Origin of the sequence: Peptoniphilus rachelemmaiella (assembly GCF_943169845.1) — a bacterium.
Lineage (GTDB): Bacteria > Bacillota > Clostridia > Tissierellales > Peptoniphilaceae > Aedoeadaptatus > Aedoeadaptatus rachelemmaiella.
In genome coordinates this window covers 55,105-80,312 of sequence record NZ_CALPBW010000004.1, presented here as the reverse complement: position 1 = coordinate 80,312, position 25,208 = coordinate 55,105, and the positions used below count along the sequence as shown (strand labels likewise).

At 49.7% G+C, this 25,208-nt stretch carries 23 protein-coding genes and 2 tRNA genes; all 25 read right to left on the bottom strand.

Going from position 1 to position 25,208, the window contains the following annotated elements; genetic code table 11:
• Positions 1-70: 70 nt before the first annotated feature.
• The 25 genes from ftsY to KO087_RS02500 all read right to left on the bottom strand — a co-directional run bounded on the left by ftsY (position 71) and on the right by KO087_RS02500 (position 25,208).
• A complete protein-coding gene (gene ftsY, locus KO087_RS02620) occupies positions 71-1,552 on the bottom strand; it encodes a signal recognition particle-docking protein FtsY (protein ID WP_215507433.1) in 1,482 nt (493 codons plus the stop codon).
• A complete protein-coding gene (smc, locus tag KO087_RS02615; protein WP_215507430.1) occupies positions 1,506-5,084 on the bottom strand; it encodes a chromosome segregation protein SMC in 3,579 nt (1,192 codons plus the stop codon). Before smc ends, ftsY begins: the two co-directional genes overlap by 47 nt.
• Positions 5,071-6,063, bottom strand: coding sequence for an elongator complex protein 3 (locus KO087_RS02610; protein ID WP_215507428.1), 993 nt, complete (start codon positions 6,061-6,063; stop codon positions 5,071-5,073). Before KO087_RS02610 ends, smc begins: the two co-directional genes overlap by 14 nt.
• A complete protein-coding gene (rnc, locus tag KO087_RS02605) occupies positions 6,050-6,724 on the bottom strand; it encodes a ribonuclease III (RefSeq protein WP_215507426.1) in 675 nt (224 codons plus the stop codon). The genes KO087_RS02610 and rnc overlap by 14 nt, the downstream gene beginning before the upstream one ends.
• Positions 6,721-6,951 carry an acyl carrier protein gene (locus tag KO087_RS02600; RefSeq protein ID WP_215507424.1) on the bottom strand — a complete coding sequence of 77 codons (231 nt, stop codon included), beginning with the start codon at positions 6,949-6,951 and terminating at the stop codon, positions 6,721-6,723. The genes rnc and KO087_RS02600 overlap by 4 nt, the downstream gene beginning before the upstream one ends.
• Entirely contained in the window at positions 6,948-7,898 is a 951-nt protein-coding gene (gene plsX, locus KO087_RS02595) for a phosphate acyltransferase PlsX (protein WP_215507422.1), read from the bottom strand. Before plsX ends, KO087_RS02600 begins: the two co-directional genes overlap by 4 nt.
• 203 nt (positions 7,899-8,101) lie before the next feature.
• Positions 8,102-8,185 (bottom strand) — tRNA-Leu (locus KO087_RS02590).
• Between the two features lie 35 nt (positions 8,186-8,220).
• Positions 8,221-8,297, bottom strand: a tRNA-His gene (locus KO087_RS02585).
• A gap of 58 nt (positions 8,298-8,355) precedes the next feature.
• Entirely contained in the window at positions 8,356-8,922 is a 567-nt protein-coding gene (rdgB, locus tag KO087_RS02580) for an RdgB/HAM1 family non-canonical purine NTP pyrophosphatase (RefSeq protein WP_215507420.1), read from the bottom strand.
• Positions 8,923-8,958: 36 nt separating this feature from the next.
• Positions 8,959-10,164: an N-acetylmuramoyl-L-alanine amidase gene (locus KO087_RS02575; RefSeq protein ID WP_215507418.1), complete on the bottom strand. Its 1,206-nt coding sequence runs from the start codon at positions 10,162-10,164 to the stop codon at positions 8,959-8,961.
• Between the two features lie 89 nt (positions 10,165-10,253).
• On the bottom strand, positions 10,254-11,264 hold the full coding sequence (locus KO087_RS02570; protein WP_215507417.1) for an AIR synthase family protein: 1,011 nt from the start codon (positions 11,262-11,264) through the stop codon (positions 10,254-10,256).
• A gap of 9 nt (positions 11,265-11,273) precedes the next feature.
• Positions 11,274-12,758 (bottom strand): type IV pilus biogenesis protein PilM, encoded by a 1,485-nt coding sequence (locus tag KO087_RS02565; RefSeq protein ID WP_215507415.1) that lies wholly within the window; start codon positions 12,756-12,758, stop codon positions 11,274-11,276.
• A 65-nt stretch (positions 12,759-12,823) separates the two neighbouring features.
• Entirely contained in the window at positions 12,824-13,525 is a 702-nt protein-coding gene (locus KO087_RS02560; protein ID WP_215507413.1) for a prepilin peptidase, read from the bottom strand.
• Positions 13,522-13,911, bottom strand: coding sequence for a prepilin-type N-terminal cleavage/methylation domain-containing protein (locus KO087_RS09535; protein WP_215507410.1), 390 nt, complete (start codon positions 13,909-13,911; stop codon positions 13,522-13,524). The genes KO087_RS02560 and KO087_RS09535 overlap by 4 nt, the downstream gene beginning before the upstream one ends.
• A gap of 9 nt (positions 13,912-13,920) precedes the next feature.
• The gene (locus KO087_RS02550) at positions 13,921-15,111 is read right to left on the bottom strand and encodes a type II secretion system F family protein (RefSeq protein WP_215507408.1); all 1,191 of its coding nucleotides are present in this window, start codon (positions 15,109-15,111) and stop codon (positions 13,921-13,923) included.
• Between the two features lie 7 nt (positions 15,112-15,118).
• On the bottom strand, positions 15,119-16,327 hold the full coding sequence (locus KO087_RS02545) for a GspE/PulE family protein (protein ID WP_215507406.1): 1,209 nt from the start codon (positions 16,325-16,327) through the stop codon (positions 15,119-15,121).
• A 39-nt stretch (positions 16,328-16,366) separates the two neighbouring features.
• The gene (gene topA, locus KO087_RS02540) at positions 16,367-18,460 is read right to left on the bottom strand and encodes a type I DNA topoisomerase (protein WP_215507404.1); all 2,094 of its coding nucleotides are present in this window, start codon (positions 18,458-18,460) and stop codon (positions 16,367-16,369) included.
• Between the two features lie 23 nt (positions 18,461-18,483).
• On the bottom strand, positions 18,484-19,557 hold the full coding sequence (dprA, locus tag KO087_RS02535; RefSeq protein WP_215507402.1) for a DNA-processing protein DprA: 1,074 nt from the start codon (positions 19,555-19,557) through the stop codon (positions 18,484-18,486).
• A complete protein-coding gene (locus KO087_RS02530) occupies positions 19,545-21,071 on the bottom strand; it encodes a YifB family Mg chelatase-like AAA ATPase (protein ID WP_215507400.1) in 1,527 nt (508 codons plus the stop codon). Before KO087_RS02530 ends, dprA begins: the two co-directional genes overlap by 13 nt.
• A 1-nt stretch (position 21,072) precedes the next feature.
• Entirely contained in the window at positions 21,073-21,432 is a 360-nt protein-coding gene (locus KO087_RS02525) for a YraN family protein (protein WP_215507398.1), read from the bottom strand.
• A 197-nt stretch (positions 21,433-21,629) separates the two neighbouring features.
• Positions 21,630-21,983 (bottom strand): cytochrome C biosynthesis protein, encoded by a 354-nt coding sequence (locus KO087_RS02520; protein WP_215507397.1) that lies wholly within the window; start codon positions 21,981-21,983, stop codon positions 21,630-21,632.
• Between the two features lie 9 nt (positions 21,984-21,992).
• Positions 21,993-22,523 (bottom strand): hypothetical protein, encoded by a 531-nt coding sequence (locus tag KO087_RS02515; protein WP_215507395.1) that lies wholly within the window; start codon positions 22,521-22,523, stop codon positions 21,993-21,995.
• The gene (locus KO087_RS02510) at positions 22,520-23,926 is read right to left on the bottom strand and encodes a sensor histidine kinase (RefSeq protein WP_215507393.1); all 1,407 of its coding nucleotides are present in this window, start codon (positions 23,924-23,926) and stop codon (positions 22,520-22,522) included. The genes KO087_RS02515 and KO087_RS02510 overlap by 4 nt, the downstream gene beginning before the upstream one ends.
• A complete protein-coding gene (locus KO087_RS02505; protein ID WP_215507391.1) occupies positions 23,923-24,630 on the bottom strand; it encodes a response regulator transcription factor in 708 nt (235 codons plus the stop codon). Before KO087_RS02505 ends, KO087_RS02510 begins: the two co-directional genes overlap by 4 nt.
• A complete protein-coding gene (locus KO087_RS02500; protein ID WP_215507389.1) occupies positions 24,627-25,208 on the bottom strand; it encodes an HD domain-containing protein in 582 nt (193 codons plus the stop codon). The genes KO087_RS02505 and KO087_RS02500 overlap by 4 nt, the downstream gene beginning before the upstream one ends.

Here is a 25,208-nt window from a genome sequence, read left to right as displayed (position 1 = left end):
GGTATAATTTCTTTTCTCTATTATCCAACTTTCATTAAGAAATTGCAATAGTTAGTTGAAAAGATACATATTATTCCGCATTTATCAACGCATTCGCAAAATCTTTTCCGGAGAAGTCCTGCAGATCCAGCATGCCTTCGCCGACGCCGATGAGTTTAATGGGAATTTCCAGTTCCTTCACCAAAGGCAGGACCACGCCGCCTTTCGCCGTGCCGTCAAGTTTTGTGAGAATCAGGCCGCTGAGATCGGTGACTTCGTTAAAGGTCTTGGCCTGGAGAATGGCATTTTGTCCGGTGGTAGCGTCGAGAACCAAGAGGGATTCTTTTTGCGCATCCGGCGCTTCTTTTTCGATGATGCGATGAATTTTCTCCAGCTCGTTCATTAAATTCTTTTTATTGTGAAGACGTCCCGCCGTGTCGCAAATTAATACATCGATGTTTCGGGATTTTTGCGCCTGAATGGCATCGTAAACCACCGCCGCAGGGTCGGCACCCTCTTTATGGCTGATGACCGGCGTGCCTGAGCGTTCGCCCCAGGTTTCAATTTGTTCGATGGCGGCCGCACGGAATGTATCGGCCGCTGCAATTAAAACGGATTTTCCCTCGCTCTTAAAGCGGTAGGCGAGTTTGCCGATGGTCGTGGTTTTGCCGACGCCATTGACACCGACGATTAAGATGATGGCAGGTGAGGGATCCACTTTTAAGCGATTTTTTTCCGGATCGCCTTCTAAAATGGCGCGGATTTCTTCCGCCAGCAGGCCTTTTACTTCTTTCGGGTCTTGGATTTGTTTTTCTCGAATGCTGTCTTTTAAGCGGTCGATTAAGGTCATGGTGGTTTCCATGCCCATGTCCGAAGAGATTAAAAGATCTTCCAAGTCTTCCATCATGTCGTCGTCAATTTTGACATAATTGCCCAGTATGTCATTGATTTTATAGTTCATGTCGTCGCGGGTTTTTTCAAGGCCTTGTTTTAGCCGCGCAAACCAGCCGACTTTTTCCTCAGGCGCTTCAGATGCCTCTTCCGCGGGTTCCGCATCCTCAGGTTCTGAAACTTCCTCCGAGGAGGCTTCAGATTCTGCGGCAACGACATCTTCTGCTTTATCCTCATCCACACCGTTTTCGGGGGACGCTTCCGATGCTTCCATGCGATCTTCTTCAGCGTCTGTTTCAGGTTCTGCCGTCGAATCCGTTTCGGCTGCTACGACGTCATATTCTTCTTCAGGAAGGATCGTTTCTTCTATCGGCTCTTCCTCTTCAGGCTCTTCCTCAGGCATACCTTCTGTCGGCGCCTCATCCGATTCTTCGGCAGGCTCTACATTACCAGCTTCCTCATCCGCCGCATTGGAAAAATCGTAGGCCTTGTGCTTTATAAGATCCGCCGCTTCGTTGTCCGCAGCCTCTTCGACACTGTCTGCCGCCTCTTGAACATTTTCAGCCGCCTCATCCTGAGCCTCTTCGGCCTCTTCAGCTACGGCGGTATCTATGTCTTGTTTTTCTTCCGTTTCTTCATTGGTTTCCTGTATACCGATCTTTCGTTTGATCCACTCCAACATGGGACTCGACCTCCTCTAATTCTAAAAATAACAAGCGGGAAATTCCCTTCTCTTCCATGGTCACACCGTAAATCTCGTTGGCCATTTCCATGGTCTGCTTCCGGTGGGTAATCATGATAAATTGCATATCTTCGATTTGTTTCACGTAATTGGAATAACGACGGATATTGGCGTCGTCTAAGGCTGCGTCGATCTCATCGACAATGCAAAACGGTGACTGGCGCATACGCAGAAGCGCAAATAAAAGGGCCACCGCCGTCATGGATCGCTCGCCGCCGGATAATAATGAAAGGGATTGAAGCTTTTTGCCCGGCGGTTGGGCGGAAATTAAAATTCCCGCCTCTAAAATGTCCCCCTCGTCCCAGGCAAGGGAGGCTTTTCCGCCTTGGAAAAGTTCGCGGAAAATATCGTTAAAGTAGCCATTAATTAAAATAAGGGCTTCTTCCAATTGCTTGCGCATATCTTTGTCCAGGCGCTTGATCATTTTTTCCAGTTTTTCTTTGGAAAGCACCAGGTCTTCCCGCTGCTCGGATAAAAAGTCTACGCGCTCTTTCCAAAGACCGTATTGCTCCAAAGCGTCTCCGTCAACCGGTCCGATTTGAAGCATTTCTCGTTCAATGGCGCTTTCTTTATTCCTGAGGGCGCTGATGGATAAACTCAAAAGGTCATCGATGTCACCGGGATTTTCGCTTTGCTCCAAGGCGTCGGTGAAAATAACGGCGGCGCGATCCGCTTCTTCCAATTGATTTTGTAGGCGAACCAAATCCTTCTCCAAGGAAAAGGCGCGCTCTTTCTTTTCTTCCAGAGCCGATTTTTCTTCCCGAAGCTTTTGTCGCTCGGCGGATACCTGTTCTTTCAGCGCAGACAGGGCTTCCTGAAGCACCACCACCCGCTCTTCCATGGCGGCTTGTTTCGGTTGCGCTTCGTCTACATGGGCCTTCAACTTTTCCATTTCATCGGCCATGGCCTGTGCCTCGTCTTCCGTGGCTTGAAGGCGTTCTTTCGCCCCTTCTATGTCCCTCAGAAGCTGTTCGTAACGCAGGTTTTGCTCTCTGTAGGCGGAAATGATTTTTTGATTTTCGATTTTCTCTCTATTTAATTCTTCCCGCTTTTCATCGAGGCTTCGGTGCCAGTGGCCGCTATCGTCGTCGTCATTTAATGCCAACTGCTTTTGCGATTCGTCGATCTCATCCAACGCCTTTTCCTGCGCCCCTCGTTCGTCTTCGTCGCGGCCCATGGCGTCCGATTCTTTTTGAATCTCTCCATCTAAAGAAGCGAGCTGCGCCTCACTTTGCTCCAGGGTGGAGCGAAGGCGGTAAAGTTGTTCTTCCGCCTTGCGGCAGCTTTCTTTTTTCTTCTCCCACGCCTCCGCCAGGGCCTTTCCTTCCGCTTCGCCGTCGCTGTAATCGCGAAGCAGGGCCTCTAATTCTATTTTCGCATCCTTCAGCTGTTTCGAAACTGAAGCGAGCTCCGCCGCTTTCTTGGCTATTTCGCTGTCTCTCGTATAGAGCTCCGTGGACCCGCTTTTCGCCTGGCCGCCGGTAATGGCACCGCCGACCTGAAAGACATCGCCGCCTTTGGTGACGATGCGATAGCGGTGTTTCAAATCCTTCGCCAGTTCCTTTGCCTCAGCCACCGTTTCGACTAAGAGGATGCGCCCCAAAAGAAAGTCGGCAACAGGGCGCAAATCCCCTGAGCAGCTGACGCAGCTCGATGCGACGCGAAAAGATACCCTCGTTTGTCGTTCTAAATCATCGGGCAAGGGCCGCGGGGTTAGGCTGTTCAGGGGAAGGAAGGTTAAGCGACCCATTTTCCTGCTCTTTAAGTACGACAAAACGGCGCTGATTTTGCGGTCGTCTTTTAAAATAATGTTTTGACCGCCGTAGCCTAAGGCGGTGGAGATGGCCAGGGCGTCGGCCTCCTCTACATGAAGATGCTCCGCCACAGGGCCGATGACATCTGCATAAAAAGATTCTGTGTGGGCGGCTTTTAAAAACTGCTTCACGCCATGTTGAAAGCCTTCGTGATTGTCGCGAAGACGCTCTAAGTACCGTTTTTCACGCTCAATGCCTTCGGCACTCATGCTCAGGCTCTTGATTTTACTATCCCATCCGTCGATTTGTATTTTTATTTCGGCCTGGCGTTTCTGTTTATCTTTAAGGCCAACTTCTAAATCCTCCGATGCCTTCGTTAAACCTTCCGTTTTTTCTTTGTATTCCTCGACGCTTTCCAGGAGGGTGTCTCTTTCCCCTTGCCATTCCTCTCGTCGCTTTTTTAACTGAGACAAACGCTCGGTACGTTCCTTTAAAAGGTAATCCAAAGCCTGCAGACGCGATTCCAGAGAGTGACGTTGATCGGCCAATTGTTCCAGCGCTTCGCGGCGGGATTTTTCTCCTGAATCCACCACGGCCACCTTTTCCCGAAGACGCTCGTACGCTTCATTCATCGATTCAAGGGCGGCGGCTTTTTTATCAACGCCCTCTTTCAGGCCGAGGACATCTTTTTCTTGCTTTTCGGCGACGCGGGCCATTTCTTCCAGTTCTTCCCGCAGTTTTTCGGCGACAGCTTCTTTTTGTGCTTTCTCTTTATTTAAGTAATCGCTGCGTTCCGTTTTCGAGCGCAGATCCCCCAACGCCTGTTCCTTGTCACGAATGAGGGCCAGGATTTCGTCGTTTAAGGCGCCTTCGCTGTCGCCGTCGGATTCAATTTTCAATTCTTTTTCTTGAATCGCCGCCTCGAGCAAGCGGTTCGCTTCTTTTTCTTCCTGCCACGCAGCTTCCGATTCCTTGTAGCGCGCCCGAATCTTTTCTTGCTTTTCCTTTGCCGAGGCCACTTCCCGACTCAGCAGGGCAAAGCTGTATTTTTTCTTTTCCCCGTCCAATTCATTGAGGCGCAGGGCCTTTTCCCGCTTCTCCTCCATTTCGCCGGTGCGACTCTTCAGTTCGGAAAAAATATCGTCGATACGCTCAATGTGATCCGTGGTTTTATTTAGATTTCGCAGGGTTTCTTCTTTGCGTAATTTGAATTTGCTGATGCCGGCCGCTTCTTCGAAGGCATTCCTGCGGTCTTGAGGCCGCGTACTTAAAATCTCTTCGATCTGGCCTTGGCCGATAAAGGAATAGCCGTTCTTTCCGATACCCGTGTCGAGAAAAATTTCCCGTATGTCTTTTTGCCGCACCCGCTTTTTATTAATGGTGTATTGGCTTTCGCCGGAGCGGAAATATTTTCTGGAGACGGAAAGCTCTTCGTAGGGCAAATCAAAAAAGCCGTCCTTGTTATCGAATGTGAGAACGACTTCCGCAAAATTCACGCCTTGATGGCGATCGGTGCCGCTGAAAATAACATCTTCCATTTTATTTCCGCGAAGTTGTTTTACACTGGATTCGCCCAAAGCCCACATAATGCCGTCGACGATATTGCTCTTGCCGCTGCCGTTTGGGCCGACAATGGCCGTAATGTCTTCGGAAAAGCGAATTCGCGTTCGCTTGGCAAAAGATTTAAAGCCGTAAAGCTCCATTTCAATTAAATGCATGGGTATATTCCTCTCCCTTGATCTGAAGTTCTTCCGCCTGCCCTTTTATACTTCGAAAAGTGACTGGCCCGTACACGGCCTCCAGTTGTTTTCTTCCGTAGCCGAAGGGGCCCACCAAATAATTAATGGCCTTTGGGCTTCCTTCTACAGACGCCACGGTCTTATACGTCCTGAAAATCTTCGCCAACCGTCGATGGGATTCGGCAAATTCCCTGAAATTATCGTGATACGGCCCCGCTACATAGCTACTGCGCGCCATTTGCGGCAGGCCGGCACGTATCACCGTTATTTTCGCGGCGTCGTATAGATCCAAAAGCTGCGCCACGGTGTCGATGGCCTCTTTTAAAGATAGAGGCTTGTATTTGCCTTCTTTGTACAGGGCATAAAGGACCGTGTTTTGAAAGACCACGGTGGGATAGATCCGCGTGAAATCGCCTCGCGATGCGATCCAGCGGGCCGTCATTATGTCTTTTTCCAAAGAATCTTCCGGAAGACCGATCATTTGTTGCAGGCCCACCTTCAATCCCGCCCCTTTTGCCAGGGTGACGGTGCGGTCCATCTCCGCCAACGCGACGCCTCGATTGGACGCACTTAATACCTCGTCGTCCACCGACTGTATGCCGAATTCCACGGTGTTGACGCCGGCAGATTTCAGGCGCGAAAAGTCCTCCGCGAATAATTTCTCCGGCCGCGTAGACAGACGTATGCCGGAAACTTCCCCTGATTGTAAAAAGGGTCGCACGCCACGCAGAAGGGACGTTTGTTTTTCCACACTTAGCATGGTGAAGGTGCCGCCGTAAAAAGCCACCTCCATCGGCGTAGAACTGTTTTTCTCCAGCCCCTCGGCGACTTCACGGCGCACGTCATCTTCCGTGATCGCACCCGCCGCCCCGGTGATTTGATTTTGATCGCAGTAGATGCACTTCACCGGGCATCCGGCAAAGGGAATGAATATCGGAATTATCTTACACTTCGCCATGATTCATCTTTCTCAGTGCCTCTTTCGCCGCATGGCTCTCCGCCGTCTTTTTATTACGGCCACGTCCGGTGGCAAGGGCCCTGTCTAAAACAAATACCGTAGCTTCAAAGCGATCTTCATCGCCCAGTGCCGATGGATCGATTTCTTTTAACTCATAAGTCACGCCGTTTTTTCGATACTTCTTTTGAACCGCTTCCTGCAGACGGGATTTGTAATCGACTTTCGGGCCTATGTGGCGGTTTAATAGGGTGTCTTCCACAAAAGCGCGGGCCGCATCCAAGCCGTCGTCGAGGTAAATAGCACCGACGAGGGCTTCATATAAGTCGTCGCTGTGGACGTTAAACTTTTCGTCCTTTTTCAGCTCCTCACCCATGAGCAGAAATTCCCCTAAGCCCAGCGCTTCTGCCGCCGCTTTTAATGATCCTTCGCAAACCAAGTCTGCCCGCATTTTTGTCAGCGCGCCCTCTTCTTGATCTGATTGCGCAAAAAGATAATCGCCGACGATAAAATTCAGCAGACTGTCGCCTAAAAATTCCAAACGCTCGTAGGATGGTGTGTTTCTCTCTTTGCTATAGGTCTTATGAGAAAAAGCCTCGATCAACAGACGCGGATGCTTAAATCGAATGCCGATTCGCGCCTCCAATTCGTGAAAGGACGTCAATCCAGATCAAACTCCTCCAACAAATCCAAGACATCGCCGATGGTGCGGACTTTTTCCAGGCGATCTTCGTCAATTTCAATATCGAATTCATCTTCAACGGTCATAATCGTCTCCACCAACTCGATGGAGTCCATATTTAAGTCGTCGATAAAATCCAAGGAAGGATCCAAATCCTCCACGGGACGATTCACTTGCTCGGCAATAATTTCTAAAATTCTTTCTCTCATCGTACGTCTCCTTCACTATTTTCTTCTCCGCCTACCATGCGTACCAATGCCTCCGTCGCCGATAAAATGGCCTCGGCATTGGATGCACCGTGTGCTTTAAACACAGGTTTTTCCAAGCCCAATAGGGGCACGCCGCCGTAGCGGCTGTAGTCCAGATCACTTAAAATTTTCTTTGCAAGCATCTTGAGCTCGCCGCCCTTTTCACTTCCCTTCGCCAAAGAAACCATGGTCCGTTGAATGTAGCCTACCGTGCCCTCGATGGTCTTCAGCAAAATATTTCCGGCAAATCCGTCGGCTACAATGACATTGACATTATTAAACAAAACGTCACGGGCCTCCATGTTCCCGGCGAAGTGCTCCAGCTCTTGGGCCATTAATTCATAGGCCGCCTTCACCTGTTGATTGCCCTTGCCTTCTTCCGTACCCACGTTTAATAAAGCCACCGTCGGCGCTTCCACGCCTTCCGCATCCTGCAAATAGCTTTGGCCCATTTTTGCAAAGCTCAAAAGCATCTCCGGTGTGGCATCCATATTGGCACCTACGTCTAAAATCAATTTCTTTTGGCCGCTGATCTCCAAGTAAACAGGAAGGGCCGCCCGTTCCACGCCTTCTTTGCGCTTCACGATAAACATACCGCCAGCCAATAAAGCGCCAGTGCTGCCTGCGCTGATCATGCCGTCAACCAGTCCTTCTTTTAATGCAGCCAGCCCCTGAACGACGGCGCTGTCTTTCTTTTTGCGAATGGCCAAGGCCGGACTGTCTTCCTGCTCAATGGCCGAGGCGCAATGGACAATATGGTCTTCGTCCACGCCTTCGAAGGACGCTAAAAGCGTTTTGTCGCCGAAAAATACCGGTTCAATACCTAAGACGTCCTTCGCCTTCAGTGCACCTTCTACAATCGCCTGAGGCGCGTGATCGCCGCCCTGACAATCAAATGCTATTTTCATAGAATTCCCCTTTATATCAATCTAAATAATTGCTCTGTTCGATCCAACCTATTGTAATATAAACCCTTCCCGTCATTCAACTATTTGGACGAATATGTATTTTTCGCAAAAAAATAACCCTACAACTGAAAGCTGTAAGGTTAATCTCGTCAATAGGACATCCCGCCATCGAGTCCCGATGAACTCGATATGGGAAGTCTAAATGGTGCGGGAAAGAGGACTTGAACCCCCACGTCGTTGACACTAGATCCTAAGTCTAGCGCGTCTGCCAATTCCGCCATTCCCGCATACTCGCAATGCGAGTTGAAATCCCGAAGGATTATGGGGTGGATAGTGGGAATCGAACCCACGATCTCCAGGACCACAATCTGGCGCCTTAACCGACTAGGCCATACCCACCACAAAATTTGACGATGGATATATATTAACATCATTTTATATCCATGTCAAATATTTTTTAGCTTTTTAAGGATTCGACAAATGCCCGCAAAGCCCGACCGCGGTGACTGACGGCATTCTTCTCGTCGTCGGTCATTTCGGCGAAGGTTTTGTCGTAACCTTCGGGAATAAAGAGGGGATCGTAGCCGAATCCGCCCTCGCCTCGAGGCGACTCGGTAATATGTCCCGGACAGATTCCTTCCACCGTATAGATTTCATCGCCTCTTTTTACGGCGATAACGGTTTTAAAATAAGCGCTGCGATCGATTTTTCCTTCCATTTCCCGCAAGAGTTTCTCGCGATTTTTTTCGTCATTTCCCTCTTCACCGGCGTAGCGGGCGGAATAGACGCCGGGGCGCCCTTGAAGAGCGCTCACGAATAGGCCCGTGTCGTCGCCAATGACGATTTCACCTTCCAAGGGCTCAATTTTTTTCATGGCATTGACTTCCAGGGTATCGCCGTCTTCCACGGGATGAATGTCGCCGTACCCGGCCTCGGTCTTTGTTAAAACGCGAAACTTCCCGTCGACCAATTCGCGGATTTCTTTTAGCTTGTGTGCGTTGTCTGTGGATAGGATGATGTTCATGCGTTCTCCTTTAAAAAAGGAAGGCTCCCGCCTTCCTTACATGTATTTGCGATTGTAGTTTTCGATTCCCTTGACGATGCCATTGGCCAATTTGTCCAAATAGCTGTCGCTTTTTATTTGTTCGAGCTCGTCGGGATTGGACATAAAACCGCCTTCGATTAAGCAGGCTGTCATATTCGTGCGACGAAGCACGGCCAGTTCGGGACGATTTTTAATGCCGCGACTGTTTGCACCGGTTTCCTTCAGCACGGCGTTTAAAATTTCTCTAGCCAGTTTCGTTTGATCGCCGCAATCTTTTTTCAGCGCGACATCATTTTCCGATGCATAAAGCACTTCGATACCGTAGGCCGAAGGGCCGCCTGCAGAGTTAAAATGCATGCTCACGAACAGATCCGCATTGTTACGATTGGCAATGTCCGCCCGCTCACTTAATGCGATAAATTCATCGGTGGTGCGGGTCATAATGACATTATAACCTTTCGCCCTAAGCATGGCTTCTACTCTGGGTGCCAAGCGAAGTGTCAGTGATTTTTCCGTGGTTTTATCTTCGGCGACGGCACCGGAATCTTTACCGCCGTGACCGGGGTCTAAAACGATGGTCAGGTTTTTCTTTTGACCCGGCTCCATGGGCTGGGGCTTCGCTTCATTGACTTTCGGTAAAGGCATGGGCGCTTTCGTTTTTTCCGCGGGCTTTTTCGCTTCTTGAACAGGCTTTGCCTTTTCCGAGGGTTGCGGTGCCCGTGCCAGGCCGTTGTCGATCATGGCCAGTCGCTTATCTTGTTCCCATTTCACACTGAATCCCAAGGACTCCGACAAAAAACGAAGGGGTACCATGGTCTTGCTGTCGTTGTTTTGAGCCACGTATTGGGTCAATCTGGGAACGGAGGCCGCGTCGATTCGCATTTTCTTTCCGTTCACATAGACGACGGAGCTGTTAATCTTCAGCTTCACGTCTTTGTCCATCATGGAGATGCTTACCGATTGGGTCTTTTGATTCCATGCGACATTGGCGCCCATAAGCTCCGTGAGTTCTCGAATGGGAACGAAGGTGCGGCCGTTGTCCACATAGGGTTTATAGTCACTGTATAAGTCAAAGCCATTTACTTTTACATTGGCGACACTGACATTTCGATTACTTCCGTTGGTCTTTACGCGCATCGTCGCGCCGGCCGCTTCCGAATAACCTGTAAGTATGAAAAGGAATGAAAAGCATAGGGCGAAACTTTGTAATAAACGTTTCAAGGGAACCTCCTTCAAATTGGTAACACTTTGTCACTAATATTATGGTTCCCGACCTCTTAAAAGTCAAACGCTCCAGCGTCTTTGTAATTTTACTGTAATTTTACCAAGGCGCCGTAAAGGGCATCGGGCCCGGGTGCGGCAATTTCTTCTTCGCCTCCGCGGCTGTTTTTATAAACCACTCTGTCACCTTCCGTGACTTCGCCGATTTTCGTAAATAAAATGCCTCGATCATGCAATTTCTTTTCCATGGCTTCAAAGTCGTCTTTGGCTAAGACAACCAACATGGATCCGCTGGAAATAAGCCGGTACAAATCCACTTCGGCCTTTTTGGCCACGGCTTTTGTGGATTCTAATACGGGAATCGCTTCTTTGTCGATGGCCATGCCCACCTTCAGGGCCTGTGCCATTTCCCAAATCGCACCTTCTACCCCGCCTTCAGTGACATCGTGCATGGCGCGAATGGAAAAATCCGCTGCCACTTCGCCTTCCGCCTGAACACTGAGTTGATCCACCAGCCCCTGCCCTTCTCGAAGCAGCGCCTCACCGATGTCTTTCAGGGCGTCGGCACAATCCGTGGTGATGATCGCCGTGCCTTCCAGCCCGGCATACTTGCTCATGGCTACCACATCGCCGATACGCACTTTCGACGGATCGGGCACTTTGTCTTTGCTGACGCGCCCGACGACGGTGGAAATCATAATGGGTTTTGACACCGTGTCGGTAATCTCCGTGTGGCCGCCAATAATATCCATATTGACTGCATCGGCGGCCTTTTGCGCATCGGCCATAATGGTTTCAATGTCTTCCGACGTGGTGTTGACGGGAAGAAGCAGCGTGAGCAAAACCCCTACGGCATCGGCGGATTTCGTGGCCACATCGTTGACGCTGATATGAATGGCCAGTGCACCTAAGTTTTCCGCCGCACCGGTAATGGGATCGCTGCTTAAGACGATTAAATCTCCGCCGAAGTCCAGCATGGCCGTGTCTTCGCCGATGGAAGAGGCACCCAGGACTTCTTTTCGCTTCGATTTTATTTTAGAAAGAATCAATGCATCTAATTCTTCGTTGGATAGTTTTCCTACATCCTTGTAAACTTTCATGAATGACTCCTATATGCTGGCGCCGTTGCCAGTGGTGGTGTTGGCTGCGTTGTCGCTTTCCGTGGCGTTTGTAGCCCCTTCGGTTTCGCCGGATGCGGAAGCATCGTCGCTTGTATCCTCGCCGGTTAAGTGAGCCGTTAATTGGAAGTAAACCACATCGGCCACCGTTGCCGTGGGCTCTTCTTCAACTTTCACTTTCAAAACATCTTCCAATTGACTACACCAGGTTTTTACCACCTCGGCATCTTTCGTTTCCCCGCGAATGGATAAGGTGCCGCCTTGATAGTCTATTCCCGTTACCGTCAAGGTGTCGGGGGCCGAAGATTTCACTTTCGTAATGGCATCGGCAATGTCGGCGCTCACTTGTGCCCCACTGCTGTCATCGGAGGTATTCGAGTCCTCTTGCGCCATTTCCTGTTCGTGGGTCTTGACGATGAGATCGCGGTTTTGTTGTTTTATTTTTTCACCGTAGGCGAAGGATCCGATGAGAATGGCAAAGGCCGCCACAACGGCTCCAATGGGCAGATAGTAATTTTTGTCGATACCTCCTTTGCGATTGCCTTTTGCAAACAGGGCGGTGACATCGTCGTGTTCCGCTGCAGCGGTGAAGAGATCACTTAAAGCCAAGGGCTTATAGACTTCTTCGTCCATGAGCTCGCCGAAAAGGCCGCTTTCTACAAAGGAACCTGCAATTAATTGCCTATCCTCCAGAGCGAAATCACCGCCCATGTGTTCTACATGGCCCAAGGCTTCGTAATAGGCCGATTGCATTTCTCTCTTGATGGTGGCGGGATCCACATCGCTCATGCGCTCGTCAAAATGATCGTCGTTAATCCGCAAAACATCTTCCGCTTCCAATTCATTTCTGTTCATGAAATCCAAGACGGAATCATTGATCTCCGTGCGGTCAAAGAAGCGATTTTCATGGCCGTAATAAAAGCCCAAATGACCGGTGCCGATAAAATTCACCCTTGCACCGCCTAACCAATGGGCGTATTCCAAACAAAGGGTGGAAAAGGGAATGATGCCACGAAGCTTAATCTCGCATTTTTTCGCCAAATCCCTGTAGCTGTCCAGGATTTCGTCGGGACATATGGTAATCAGTAAATGATGGATGTCATCGTCGGTTTTTAAATCCACCGAGTCCAAGGCGTATTCCTCTAAATCCTGGGGAAAAAGAGACGGGCATTCGTTCTCGATGAGCGACGCCCTTTCCTTGTCCGTCATCGACGGCACGTGCATGGTGCGATTAACTGCCAAATCGGAATTAATGACAAACAAAGCGTGGCTCTTGGTCAGCTCATTTTCTTCCAAGGTCTTTTTTAAGAGATAATGTAATTGTGCACTGTCTAAAATCTCGCCATTGCTTACGACATTCATCGGAATGTCAAAAGAATGAAGCTCGCTTATTGTTTTGTTTTCGTCTAAATTTGCTATATAGCAGCGTCGATCTTCGAAGTAAATTATCGTTTCGCGCTTATTAAATAAATTCATTTCGCCCTCCTAACGGCATTATATCCCACGAATGCGTAATTTTTATGTAATTTAAAGTTTTTTCTTTACAAAAACAGTACGACAAGTAAAAAAGCCCATAGGAAAAAGGGAAACATGGGCACGGCCTTTTGCCTGCAGATATTTAAAAAATAGAGTCCGCCGCCGATGAGGGCGGCTGAGACGAAGCTTGCGGTAAAAAATAAATAGCTTCTCCAAATTCCTTGGATGCCCGAGGCGAGCATGGCGGCGTAATAGATGTCCCCCTCCCCCACCGCCTTGGGAAAAAGAAAATAAAGAGCCCCTATGAGGCAAAGCATAAATGCGCCGCTTAAGGGATAAATGGATCCGTTGAAAATCAGAACCGAAACAAAAATCATGCCGCAGGCAACGAGGTCTTTTGTAAACACATCCCGGTGACGAATGTCTTCCAGCGCCAAAAGGTACATGGCAAATAGGGCGACGACAAATGAAATAGAATCTGTCGCCACCCCCATGTGGTGCATGAAAAAGACGACAAGCGCACCCCCGATCCCCTCGCTCAGCGGATGGAAAGGGGCAATTTTTACGCCGCAAGTACATCTTCCCCGACAGAGGCCGTAGCCGATAACGGGAATTAAATAAAGCCAGGGTATGGTGTGGCCGCAGGATTCGCAGCGGCTTCTTCCCTTGATCCAATTTTCGCCGCGCCGGCGCCTGTCATCGTAAAGATTGAAAAAGGAGACAATGGAAGCGGCGAGAAAAAAGGCGGCCGAATAGATCAGTATCATTTTTGTTTCGCTTGATCGGACTTCGCCGTATCAGGCACCAAGTTATTATCTTTATCTATTTTTACCATGCCGGGTGAGACGATCACGTTCCCTTTGTCCATCGTTACGGTGAAATTAGGTACCTTTAATGCCTTCGCCGGCTTCGGGACTTCTTCGGATTCCAGATAAGGTTTGATCTTGCTCATATCGATTGCCGTTTCTTCAGGATGATCCATAGAATAAAGAATGGCCGCATTTTTGATGACCCGTACATTGGCATTATGGGCCGTGACTTGGGCACTTAAATTTGACCGTTGATACCGTGGAATGGCGATGGCGATAAGCAGGGCCAAAATAGCGATGACAATAATAAGCTCGATGAGGGTAAACCCCTTTTTCTTTTTCATAATTTCCTCCTAAAAACTGTTTACCATATCAAACATGGGAATGGCGATGGAAAAAATAATAAATCCGACGACGATGGCCATGAGAAGAATCAAGGCCGGTTCCATATAGATGCTGATGCGCTCGGCACGATTTTTTTGGCGTCCTTCCTCCAAGTGAATGGCCACGGCAAGCATCTCGCTTACGGCGGAAGAGGCTTCACCTAAGGCGACGAAGGAGCAGTTTTGCGCCTTAAATAGCTCGCTTTCCTCCATGGCTGCGGACAACGCCTCACCTTTCATGAGGCCCTGAATCATCTCCGACGCTTTTCTCTTAATATAGGGATTTTCCGCCCCTTCGTTTAAATTCTCCATAATCCGCAACAGATCCACCCCATTGTCCATTTGCATCTTCATGGTTCTCAGTTGCCTCAACTCAAAGGGGTCACGGTAAAATGGCGCACCAATGGGCAGATGATACCACCGGCGATAAAAACCTTCGGCGGTTTTCGGATGATTCTTTAAAAGCAGAATCACCAAAACTAGGATAAGCAGCGCCGCAAGATAGATCATGCCGAAACGATTGACGTGATCGGCAATGGCCATGAGCATGCGAGTCATGAGGGGCAGGGGCACTTGTTGGGACTCGAAGACGTCGGTAAATACAGGAAGCACCGAATGGAGCACCACCTGTAAGACAAAAAGAGACGTAATCATGAGGATAATGGGATAGGCCAGGGCATTGGCAAGCTTTCTGTGCATTTGTTGTTCCTCGTCGAAAAAAACCGCCAATTGATGGAAGATATCGCCTAAAGTGCCGGCCGACTCGCCGCTTTTGATCATGCCCGGAACAAATTGAGGAAAACAGTCGGCTTCATCAAATGCCTCGGATAGCAACTTCCCCTGTCTCACGGATTCCACGATGAAATCCAGCTTTTTCTTTCGAAGGCCTTTGGATTCTCGCGCCATTAATTCCATGACCGTAACCAAATCCAAACCGCCTGAAGACATTAGGGCCAGTTGGGAAAACAGAAGGGCCAATTGCCCTTTCGGGATCGTCGATCTGGACTTAATGAGCTGAATCTTATCGCCCGCCCGTTCCAGGGAGACGATGCGATAGCCTGCATGATGAAGCTTTTCCCGCGCCGCCTGTAAATTTTCGGCCTCCATTTCGTCGGTCAGCAGGTTTGATTCTCTGTCAATAATTTTATATTTAAACTTCATGGCTCACCTACAGGGTCATAATGGTGCGATAACCTTCCTCAAGGCTAATGGTGCCCGCAAGAATCTTCTCTCGCAGGGCATCCTTTAAAGGAATCATCCCCGAGGCCGCGGCCGCAGCACGCAAAACATCCAAGCTGACGCCCGGCTTAATCAGATTCCGCATCCTTTCATCCATGACCATAATTTCAAAGACAGCTTCTCGACCGGTGTAGCCGTCGTAGCAATGTTCACAGCCCACCGCTTCATAAGTCGGCCCGTCGATATGGAAGTAATCGTCTTTTCGTACAACTTCTCTCTTGCAGTGATCGCAAAGCTTTCGCACAAGGCGTTGAGAGATCACGCCAATGATGCCCGCCGACAACATGTAGGGCTCGATGCCCATGTCCATGAGGCGAATCATGGCCGAGGGCGAGTCTGTGGTATGTAGGGTGGAAAAAATCAAGTGGCCGGTTATAGAAGACCTTAAGGCGATCTCCGCTGTTTCCATGGAGCGGATTTCCCCCACCATCATGACTTCCGGATCCTGACGCAACATGGCTTCAAGCCCCGTCGAAAAGGTAATGTTCGCCTTGGGATTCACCTGCATTTGATTGATCCCGTCGATGGCAAATTCCACAGGGTCTTCAATGGTGAGAATGTTGCGCTCCACGCTGTTTAAGAGTTGAATAAAGGTATAGAGGGTGGAGGTCTTCCCGGAGCCCGTGGGGCCGCAGATCAAAACCAAGCCCAAGGGCTGACGCAATAATTTTTCCACTAAAGCCAAATTTTCACCGTCCAGGCCGATACCTTGAGGCGTATAGTTTAAGCCCCTTCGGTCCAATAAGCGAAGGACCAGCTTTTCCTCGCCTTTCACGGGAATGGCCGAAGCCCGCACATCCACGTCGCGACCGCCGTATTGAAAAGTAAAGCGCCCATCTTGCGGCTTTCTTTTTTCGCCGATATCCATTGACGAGAGAAATTTTATTCGCGTCACAAATTCCGAATACAACCGCTTCGGATAGGTGCCGTACAAAAAAAGCGTGCCGTTTCGCCGCATTCGAACACGCCAGTCTTCACCGGCAGGTTCAATATGCACGTCGGAACAGCGCGCTTCGGCGGCATCGTTTAAAATTGTTTCGCTTAATCGGACGGCACTGACAAGGCCCGTCGAAACAGTATCCTGACTCTTTCGAGGGGCTTTGTCTTTCGTTGTGGAAAAGGGAAATTTCTTATCCATCACTGCCTCCAAATACTGCGGGCCATGAGCTGCCCGTCTTTACTGGGATTCTTTCGATTTGTCCACATCCGTGCGCGTGTAATCGCAATCCGGATTATGGCACTGGATGCGCGTGCCCCGCTTTGTCGCCTTTTTCGTCAAAATGTCGCCGCATTTCGGGCAACGCTCGTCGATGGGCTCATCCCACGAAACGAAATCGCAATCGGGATACTTGTCGCAACCGAAAAATTTCCGTCCCCGTTTGCTTCTTTTAATGACGATTTCACCTTCGCCGCATTTCGGACACTTGACGCCGATTTTTTCAACCAAGGCTTTGGTGTTGCGGCATTCGGGAAAACCGGGACAGGCGAGAAATTTGCCGTAGCGCCCCATTTTGATCACCATGTTGCGTCCGCATTTTTCGCAGATAACATCGGTGGGCTCGTCGCGAATTTCAACTTTCTCGATTTCTTTTTCTGCCCGCTCCAGGTATTGGGCCAATTGCTTATAGACGGGATCCACGGCCTTTTGCCAGGCAAGCTCCCCGTCGGCCACGGCATCCAAACTGTGTTCCATTTTCGCCGTGAAATCTTCGTCGACGAAGGAGGGGAAGTAATCCGTCAAGAGATCATTTACCGTTTCACCGAGCTCCGTGGGCACGAAGCGCCGCTCCTCGCTGACCACATAGTAGCGGGAAAGCAAGGTGTTAATAATCGGCGCATAGGTACTGGGGCGACCGATGCCCAGCTCTTCCAAAAGTTTAATCAGAGACGCTTCATTGTAACGGGCCGGCGGCTGGGTAAAGTGTTGTTCCGGCAAAATCTCCTTAACTTTTAAATGTTCCCCCACTTCAAAGGCGGAAATTTCCTTGTCTTTTTGCTCCTTCGAGGGAAAGACCCTTAAGAAACCGTCGAAGACCAGGGTATTGCCGTTGACTTGGAACATTTCCGTGCGACTCGCAAGCTTAACTTTTTGCGTATCGTAAAGAGCCGCCGTCATTTGCGAGGCCACAAAACGAGACCAGATCAATTGATAGAGGCGAAACTCGTCGCGGCCCAGGCTGTCTTTTAAGCTCAAGGGCGTTCGGTTCACATCCGCCGGGCGAATACACTCGTGGGCATCCTGTGTGTTTTCTTTTTTCTTCGACCAAGTCGAGGGCGCGCTGTACTTTTCACCATAGGCCTGTAAAATGTGGGCCTTCGTTTGATCCACGGCCTGTTCGGAAATCCGCGTGGAGTCGGTACGCATGTAAGTAATCAAACCCACGGAGCCTTCCCCCGGGATGGTGATCCCTTCATAAAGCTTTTGCGCCACCTGCATGGTCTTTCTTGTGGTGAAATTCAGGCGCTTATTTGCCTCCTGTTGCATGGTGGAGGTGGTAAAGGGCGCCGAGGTGCGGCGCTTTCTCGATCCCTTTTGAATGTCTGAGACCACCAATTCCTTCTCGTCCATGCGCTTCATCACGGCATCCACATCGGCTTTGGTATTTAATGTCACCGATTGAACTTCCCCGTCGACGAGGGTGCCGAAATACTTCGCCTCGAAGGTTTTTCGGTTTTTCAGGGCTTTGGCAACGATGGTCCAGTATTCCGAAGGTTCAAATTCGTTGATCTCTTCTTCACGATCGCAAATAATCTTTAAAACCACCGATTGCACCCGCCCGGCGCTGAGTCCGGACTTGACCTTCTTCCACAAAAGGGGGCTGATTTTATATCCCACAAGGCGGTCCAAAATCCGCCGCGCCTGTTGGGCATCCACCAGCTCCATATTAATGGGCCTGGGATTCTTAATCCCGTTTTTTACGGCATTTTTCGTAATTTCGTTAAACGATATCCGTACATTGTCCTTGGGGTCCATGTCCAAAATATGGGTCAAGTGCCAACTAATGGCTTCCCCTTCCCTATCCGGGTCGGTTGCGAGAAGGACTTTATTTGCTTTTTTCGCTTCCGCCTTCAGCTCTTTAATGACCGGGCCCTTGCCCCGAATATTAATGTACTTCGGTTGATAATTGTCTTCTATATCGATGCCTAGCTTCGACTTAGGCAAATCGCGAATATGCCCCACTGTGGCCACGACTTTATAATGGCTGCCCGCCATTTTGCGGATGGTCTTAGCCTTTGTGGGCGACTCCACGATAATCAGATTCCTTGCCAATTTATCCCATATCCTTTCCAGCGTTATAGTATTTCAATACAGTTGCTGTCCACACCTGTAATAAGATTTTTTAGTTCCAGCATAGTCAATACGCTTAACACGTCGGTAATATCCCAACCGATATGCTCCATGAGGGCCTCTGTATTTTGATGGCCGTCCTTTATACTATCATACAATGTTTTTTCTTCCAAAGAGAGTTGAGAAAGATCCGCCGAAGTTTCCTTCTTTTTTATCTGATACACGGGATGATTCAATATGTCTTCCGGCGAAAGGGCGATGGAGGCCCCGTCGAAAATCAGCCGATTGGTGCCTTGACTGTAAATGGAATCCACATTGCCGCACACGGCAAAAACCTCTCGGCCGTATTCCGCCGCCAAACGGGCGGTAATCAATGAGCCGCTTTTTTCCTTGGCTTCCACCACCAAGACCCCGTCGCCTAATGCCGCGATGATGCGATTTCGCTCGGGGAAGCGAAATGGCTGCGGCGATGTGTAGGGCGGGTACTCGCTTAAAATCAGCCCGGTCGATTGAATGGCTTCGTAACAAGCGCGGTTGCTCCTCGGATAACAGTCGCCGATGCCGTTTCCTAAGACGGCAATGGTTTCACCACCGACGTCCAACGTGGCCTGATGGGCGAGCTTGTCGATGCCGAGAGCCAAGCCGCTAATGATGACGAGACCCGAAGATGCCAGTTGTGAGACGAATTTTTTGCAGACCCGTTGGCCGTAATCCGTGTGTTTTCTCGCGCCAACGACTGAAAGAGCCGGTTTCGCCATTAATTCCACATTGCCTAAAGCGTAGATGACCATGGGCGGATCCGGCGTCAGGGCCAGCTTTTCCGGATAAAAATCGTCGCCTACCACCAATGTCTGAATGCACTGGGTTTCCAACACCTTTTTCCGCTTGCTCAAATCCCGCTTCAAAAACATCTCCGTGCGGGTCTTTAACTTTTCGGGAATCCGATCGTCTTCAAAAAGGGACAATTGCCCTTCCTCTTCCGTCATGTAGCCGTAAAGTTCCATCATTTCAGCGTTGGGCATGCCGGCGAGGGACAATTGGACGAACAGGGCGCGTAAATCTTCTCTTATTCCGACCAATATTTTCCCTCCACAGATTTATAGCGCACAGCTTCCAAAACGTCCTGATCCGTAATGGGCCCGCCGTCTCGTAAATCGGCAATGGTACGGGCCACCTTCAGCACTTTATGTAGGGACCGTCCGCTGAATTTATATTTTTTGTACGCCATGTCCAAAAGCTTTTGCGAGCTCGGAGACAATTGACAGTATTTTTCCACATCGCGATCGGGAATATCCGCATTGGTCATAATCCCCGTGCCTTCGAAGCGGGCTTTTTGATAGCCGCGGGCCCGTTCCACCCGCTCCCGCACCGTTTTCGAATCTTCGCCCTTTACTGTTTCCTTCATATCTTCGTAACTAATGGGCTTCACTTCCACCTGCAAATCGATGCGATCCAAAAGGGGATGGGAAATCTTCCCCAAATACTTTTGAATCTGCTGCATGCTGCAACTACATTCGTGATTGGGATCTTGATAGTAGCCGCAGGGACACGGGTTCATGGAGGCGATAAGCTGAAAATCCGCCGGAAATTCCAAGCTTGCCGTAGCCCGCGCCACGTGGATCTTCCCGTCTTCCATGGGTTGGCGCAGCACTTCCAATACGCTGGATTGAAATTCCGGAATTTCATCGAGGAACAAGACGCCACGATGGGCCAAGGAAATTTCGCCCGGCTTCGGGATGCGGCCGCCGCCGATTAAGGATACGCCGGATGCCGTATGGTGGGGCGAGCGAAAAGGCCGTTCCGTCATCAGCCTATTTTCCGTCAAAAGACCGGAGACGGAATAGATCTTTGTCACTTCGATGGCCTCTTCAAAGGCCATGCGGGGCAAAATCGTGGGCAACCGCTTGGCGCTCATGCTCTTTCCGCTGCCCGGCGGGCCGATCATTAAAAGATTATGGGCCCCTGCCGCCGCCACTTCCAGGGCCCGCTTTAATTGACTTTGGCCCTTAATATCGGCAAAGTCCACATCAAATGACTTCATGTGATCCATCGGGTTTTCCACAATGGCTTCTTCGATGGTGGATTCGCCGGTGAGAAGGGAAACCACTTCTTTTAAATTGGAAGCGGGATAAATGCTTACATCGCGAACAATGGCCGTTTCGTTTTCATTGGCCTTGGGGACGATGAACTTTTTGTAGCCCAATTCTCTCAGCGAAATCACCATGGGAAGGGCGCCGCGAATGGCGGAGATTTCGCCGTTTAACTGAAGCTCCCCTAAAAATATGTAATCGTCGATCACCTTTGGATCGCCAAACCCTTCGGCGGCCAAAATGGATACGGCCACGGCCAAATCCATTTGCGAGCCGTCTTTACGTCGATTGGCGGGGGATAAATTCACCGTGATGCGCTGTTGTGGGTAGGGCATGCCGATATTTTTAATGGCCGCATGAACCCTTTCCCCGGATTCACGAATTTGTGCGTCGGGTAGTCCCACCATAAGAAAGCGCGGAAGCCCGCGACTTAAATCGCATTCGACTTCCACGACAAATCCGTCTAATCCTTCTAAGCTGCAGGTTTTCACTCTCGCATACATGTTATTCCCCCAAGTCATTTCCGTCGAAGGCATTTTTTATGTAATGAATCATCGGTTTTTCCGTCAAGAACACTTCGATGACATCGAATCGAGCCGCCCGATAAAAAGGCGATCTGTGCGCCAGGTAGTGCTCCGCGGTCATATAGATCTGGCGGCGCTTAAACATATCCACGGCATCCTTCGGGTCGCCGTAGGAGACATTGGTCCGGGTCTTCACTTCGGTAAAAACCACGACGCCTTTAATAAAGCTGATGATATCGATTTCACCATACTTAAAACGAAAATTTCGCTCCAAAATTTCGTGGCCCTGTTTTTCTAAAAACTTCTCCGCAATCGCCTCGCCCGTTCCGCCGACGTTCATACATCCACCCCACTATACTCAATAATATATACTAAATCCCCCTTTAGCACAATTGTTTTATACCGTAATTTTAAAGCCAAAAGGAATTTTTACGATGGGCACCATGCTTTTGTCCATTTGCCTTATTATAGCAAAAATCTTAGAGCGTTTAGCATAAAAAAATTTGCCGCCGTGGCGACAAATTCATTTTCTTCTCTTTAGTTTTCTCTCCGGCGCCACTCGGTATCTTTTTGATTGTCCCCGTAGCGGTCTTTGTTGTAAATGCCGATGCAGAGGGCGAAAAGCAGAGAGCAAATGCCCGCCGTAATGCATACGACGGAGATAAATATATTGATCAAGCTGGATCGCTCGAAGAGGCGGTTCAGTACCATAATCAGTGAAAACATACCGATAAACACCAGGGCCAAGCCGGGTAAGTAGCGCATAAATTTCATTTGCTTGCCCATCATGTTAATGACGAAGGTAAGAATCAAAGCGATAATCACCGCCAATACCAAGATGCCTATATACTGTAAGTTTCCGTTTAAACTTTCAGAGATTTTCGATAACATATGATCCTCCTACTTGCCGGGCACCCGGGAATAATACGTCCTTTTCGGGTCGGCCTGTTCCATGAGATTTTGTAATTGACGCTCGTCCAGGGTGCCTTTGGTCTTGACCAGTTGCAAGAGATTGCCGTAAATGTCAATGTAGGCCACATCGTCTTTTTCGCGGTAGACGGTAAACAGTTTTTCTTCATCTTGATATATATCGATGATAAACAGATTGTCCCCGGCGATACCCACGTCGTCTTTTGTCTTATTATACCCTACTTTCATTAAATAGTCAGTCTTGCCTTTGCGAATGACATAGGTGGGATGATCGATGCGTTGATCGTTAAAGATGGCGCCGTCGGGAGCGAAGATGGCATCGGATCCGATAACGGGCCGTAAATCGACGCTCTCATCGGTAAGGGCCTGAATCTTCGTCACCACCCAGCGCCCCTGAAGGGGCGATCGATTGATGGCGGGTTTTTCGATGATGCGGTAATCGCCTTTCATGGGCCCGCAGGCCGTTAAAAACAGAAGTAAGATGAGAACTAATTTTTTCATGCCTCCGCCTCGCTTCCCAAGGGAATAATGATTCGTATGGTGGTGCCCACGCTTTTTTCCGATACGATTTGAATGACGCCGTTGTGGAGTTTCACGATTTCATCGGCAATGGACAGGCCGAGCCCCGAGTGGGAATTGGAGTGTTTGCCCTTGTAAAATTTTTCCTTGGCCAAGGCCAATTCGTTTTCGTCCATGCCTACGCCGTTGTCGGAGATGATCATTTCGTAATTTGGGTAGTTTTTCCGCGCCTCAAAAAGCACCCATCCGCCGGGATCGGTGAATTTGATGGCGTTGTCGATGAGATTGATGAGCACCTGCCGCAGCCGGTCTTCATCGGCTGTAAGAAGCACCACTTCTTCGTTGATTTCGTTAATTAAGTGAATGTCTTCTTTTGATGCCCTGGGCTTCATTTGCTTCCACACATCTTGGCAGGTGGAGGTAATGTCGAAGCGGTCTTTTTTCAATGTGATTCTGCCGGAGATGTATCTGGAAAAATCCAAGAGCTCTTCCACCATTTTCGACAGTCGATCCGTTTCTTTTTCGATAATATCGAAGCCTTCGTTCATGACCTCGGTTTCCGTCGGATCCGTGTCTTTGAGCACCGCCGCCCAGCCTTTAATGGAGGTAAGGGGCGTGCGCAATTCGTGGGAGATGGAGGAGATAAAGTCGTTTTTCACCTGTTCTTTTCGCACGATTTCCGCGGCCAGCGTGTTAATGGATTGGGCCAATTGCCCCAATTCGTCGTCTCGCTTCATGACGATATGCTTTTTGTACTGGCCGTCGGCCAATTGAATGGCGGTGGACTGAATCTCTTCGATGGGTCTTGTAATGCTTTTCGCCAACATGCGGCTCGCCACCACGGCGATGGCGATAACAAAGGCCGTTAAAATCATCAGATACCGGATCAGCGTCCACACCGAATGAATGGCCGGCGCCAATGACGAGGAGTAGCGCAAAACGCCGATGACGTCGTTGTCGTTGGAGTAAATCGGGCGGGAGACGGACAGTACCTTCGTGTCGGAATAGGGCACAGGGCCGATGCGAAAGCCGGCCTTTCCCGCAAGGGCCTGAGCGACGTCAGGATAATCTTTTACAGGGTCGTTAATTGCGCCGATGGAATCGTAGACCAGTTGGGCGTCGTTATCCATCATCTGCACCTGGCCGCCAAATTGATTAAAGATCATATCGTAGTCGCTGTCCAGAAGTTCGTCGATGCTGCGGCTTTTAAAGTAACGATCGTAGGTGTAGACGGCGCTGTTTAATTGTTGATTTAAGTAAAATTTCACCCCGCCGTAGGTGTATTCGCGAAAGCCGAAAATCAAAGCCAGGTCCAGGAGGCTCACAGTTAAAAGAATCAGGGCGACGAAATTTCGCGTCACCGTTTTTCGAATGGAATGTTTCATGCGTCGACGGCCGTGTTTTTCCAGCGGTAGCCCACGCCCCATACGGTTTCGATGGTAACGGGGTGGGCGGCGTCTTCTTCCACTTTCGAACGCAGACGACGAATGTTGACGTCCACGATTTTACTGTCCCCTAAAAATTCTTCGCCCCACACGGCGTTTAGAATCTCGTCGCGACTTAAAGCGCGATTGGCGTGGGTAATGAAGAACTTCACGATTTCGTGTTCCGTCGGCGTGAGCTCGATTTCATTGCCGTTTTTGTAAAATTTATGGCCGAAAACATCCACTTTAAATATGCCCGATTCCAAAAAACGCTCGCCTTTTTTCTCCCCTTTGCTTTCGCTGCCGATGCGCCGCTCCAAGGATTTAATGCGCAGGGTAAGCTCCGTGGGGTTAAAGGGCTTGGTAAGGTAGTCGTCGGTGCCGCTTTGCAGGCCCATGATCTTGTCGTAATCCTCGGCCTTCGCCGTAAGCATAATAATGCCCAGGTGCGGGAAAGACTTTCTCAGGCGATCGCAGACTTCGAATCCGTCGATGCCGGGGAGCATAATGTCCAAAAGCACGATGGTGGGCTTTTCCCTTTCGGCAATTTCAAGGCCCTCTTCGCCGCTGCCCGCTTCGTAGACTTCAAAGCCTTCTCGCTCTAAATTAATTTTTATAAACTTGCGAATGGATACTTCATCTTCCACCAGTAGAATTTTCGTCATCGGCTCCTTCTCCCTTCAAAATGTGCGTCTACTTTTTCCTTTATCATGGCATAGAGTGGCGGAAATTTCCGCACCGGCTCGATGCGTTCATAGACATCTTTTTGCTTGATCCCATGGCTTGTCCAGGTGCCGCCGCCTCCGGCCGCATTGAGAAGAATGGGCTCGATTCGGTCCATGGCCAAAGCGAAATGGGATTCCGGCGTCTCTTGGGCTTCAAATTCTTCCCACAACGCCCGCATTTCTTTGCCCTGCTCTTCGGGAAGCATGCCGTACAAATGCTCCGCCGCACGCACTTCCCTTTCCCGCTTGGTCTTGTTGTTTTCCGTATCGTAGGCGAAGGTGTCTCCCGCTTCGATTTCCACCACGTCGTGGAACAAAAGCATAAACACCACTCGCTCCATGTCCACCTCATCCGGCGCATATTCCTTTAAAATAAAGGCCATGGCGGCGATGTGGAAGCTATGCTCCGCGTCGTTTTCAAAGCGATCGGCGTGGAGAAGATGGGTTCTGCGATAGACGCTTTTCATCTTTTCCAGGGCGTAAATAAAATCGATTTGTTTGTCTAATCGTTGGCTCAT

Bases quoted from the DNA above. Each gene is read 5' to 3' on its own strand.
- ftsY (WP_215507433.1), bottom strand. From the start codon at position 1,552: ATGTTGGAGTGGATCAAACGAAAGATCGGTATACAGGAAACCAATGAA.
- smc (WP_215507430.1), bottom strand. From the start codon at position 5,084: ATGCATTTAATTGAAATGGAGCTTTACGGCTTTAAATCTTTTGCCAAG.
- KO087_RS02610 (WP_215507428.1), bottom strand. From the start codon at position 6,063: ATGGCGAAGTGTAAGATAATTCCGATATTCATTCCCTTTGCCGGATGC.
- KO087_RS02600 (WP_215507424.1), bottom strand. From the start codon at position 6,951: ATGAGAGAAAGAATTTTAGAAATTATTGCCGAGCAAGTGAATCGTCCC.
- plsX (WP_215507422.1), bottom strand. From the start codon at position 7,898: ATGAAAATAGCATTTGATTGTCAGGGCGGCGATCACGCGCCTCAGGCG.
- rdgB (WP_215507420.1), bottom strand. From the start codon at position 8,922: ATGAACATCATCCTATCCACAGACAACGCACACAAGCTAAAAGAAATC.
- KO087_RS02570 (WP_215507417.1), bottom strand. From the start codon at position 11,264: ATGAAAGTTTACAAGGATGTAGGAAAACTATCCAACGAAGAATTAGAT.
- KO087_RS02565 (WP_215507415.1), bottom strand. From the start codon at position 12,758: ATGAATTTATTTAATAAGCGCGAAACGATAATTTACTTCGAAGATCGA.
- KO087_RS02560 (WP_215507413.1), bottom strand. From the start codon at position 13,525: ATGATACTGATCTATTCGGCCGCCTTTTTTCTCGCCGCTTCCATTGTC.
- KO087_RS09535 (WP_215507410.1), bottom strand. From the start codon at position 13,911: ATGAAAAAGAAAAAGGGGTTTACCCTCATCGAGCTTATTATTGTCATC.
- KO087_RS02550 (WP_215507408.1), bottom strand. From the start codon at position 15,111: ATGAAGTTTAAATATAAAATTATTGACAGAGAATCAAACCTGCTGACC.
- KO087_RS02545 (WP_215507406.1), bottom strand. From the start codon at position 16,327: ATGGATAAGAAATTTCCCTTTTCCACAACGAAAGACAAAGCCCCTCGA.
- KO087_RS02530 (WP_215507400.1), bottom strand. From the start codon at position 21,071: ATGTATGCGAGAGTGAAAACCTGCAGCTTAGAAGGATTAGACGGATTT.
- KO087_RS02525 (WP_215507398.1), bottom strand. From the start codon at position 21,432: ATGAACGTCGGCGGAACGGGCGAGGCGATTGCGGAGAAGTTTTTAGAA.
- KO087_RS02520 (WP_215507397.1), bottom strand. From the start codon at position 21,983: ATGTTATCGAAAATCTCTGAAAGTTTAAACGGAAACTTACAGTATATA.
- KO087_RS02515 (WP_215507395.1), bottom strand. From the start codon at position 22,523: ATGAAAAAATTAGTTCTCATCTTACTTCTGTTTTTAACGGCCTGCGGG.
- KO087_RS02510 (WP_215507393.1), bottom strand. From the start codon at position 23,926: ATGAAACATTCCATTCGAAAAACGGTGACGCGAAATTTCGTCGCCCTG.
- KO087_RS02505 (WP_215507391.1), bottom strand. From the start codon at position 24,630: ATGACGAAAATTCTACTGGTGGAAGATGAAGTATCCATTCGCAAGTTT.
- KO087_RS02500 (WP_215507389.1), bottom strand. From the start codon at position 25,208: ATGAGCCAACGATTAGACAAACAAATCGATTTTATTTACGCCCTGGAA.